Origin of the sequence: Neisseria sp. HMSC074B07, assembly GCF_001810355.1 — a bacterium.
Classification (GTDB): Bacteria; Pseudomonadota; Gammaproteobacteria; order Burkholderiales; family Neisseriaceae; genus Neisseria.
The window spans coordinates 1-1,299 of sequence record NZ_KV800960.1; the positions used below are offsets into that span (position 1 = coordinate 1).

The 1,299-nt window shown below is 57.4% G+C and carries 1 pseudogene; it reads left to right on the forward strand.

Annotated elements, in window-relative coordinates:
* Nucleotides 1-1,299, forward strand: a pseudogene (locus tag HMPREF2726_RS09205) (hypothetical protein); the annotation flags it as partial.

Here is a 1,299-nt window from a genome sequence, read left to right on the forward strand (position 1 = left end):
CTGACCTTTGCCGCCGACAACGGCACGACCGGTGCGAAGAAACTGGGTGACAGCCTGAGCGTCAAAGGCGACGGCAGCATCCTGACCCGCGCCGACGAAAACGGCATCGGCTTCTCGCTGGCTGACAAGATTACCGTCGGCAAAGCAGGCAAAGGCAACAAACCGCTCGTGATCGACGGTACCGCCGGTCTGATTTCCGGTCTGAGCAACACCACCCTGGGCGGTGCGGACTTTGCCACTAAAGGCCAAGCCGCAAGCGAAGAGCAGTTGAACGCAGCCCAAGCCAACCTGGCGAAAATCCTCGGCGGTAACGCGGCCAACAACAAAGGCAACGTGACCACCACCGACATCGGCGGTACAGGCAAAGACAACGTCCATGACGCCATTGCCGCAGTCAAAGAAACTGCCGACAAAGGCTGGAACCTGAATGCCAACGACGAAACCTCGTCTGAAAAAATCGGCGCAGGCGACACCGTAACCTTTAAAGAAGGCAAAAACGTCAAAGTCAGCCGCAACGGTAAGAACATCACCGTAGCGACTTCAGACGACGTCTCCTTCGACAAAGTAACCGTAGGCGACAGCGTTCTGACCGACAACGGATTGACCGTGGGCAACGGCAAGGCAGGCAAGCCCGTCAGCCTGACCAAAGACGGTCTGAACAACGGCGGCAACAAAGTCACCGACATCGCCGCAGGCGAAGATGACACCGACGCAGTAAACGTTGCACAGCTCAAAGCAGCCGCAGCGAAAGCCACGTCCAAAGTGGACAGCGGCAACGCCAACATCGTCGTTACACCTGAGCAAAATGCCGACGGCAGCACCACTTACAAAGTGGCGACCGCACCTAACCTCAAAGCCGACAGCTTCACCGCAGGCGATACCGTTGTGAACAACGACGGCGTCAAAGTCGGCGACAAAGTGGCTCTGGGTAAAGACGGTCTGAAAGCAGGCGATGTGAACATCACTACCGACGGCATCAACGCAGGCAACAAAGCCATCAGCAACGTTGCCGCCGGTGTGAAAGACACCGATGCCGCCAACGTCGGACAGCTGAACCGTCTGACTGCCGCCGCCAAGACCGAAGTCGAAGCCGGTACCAACATCGCCGGTGTCACTAGCAAACAAGGTGCGAACGGTCAAACCGTTTACACTGTTAACGCAGACGGCGCAAGCGTCTCCGCAGGTTCCGACAACATCGTCGTAACTAAAGGCAACAAAGACGCCGACAACGTAACCGACTACGCGGTTGACCTGTCTAAAGCCGTCAAAGCCGACATCGCCAAAGGCGTCGCGGCGAAA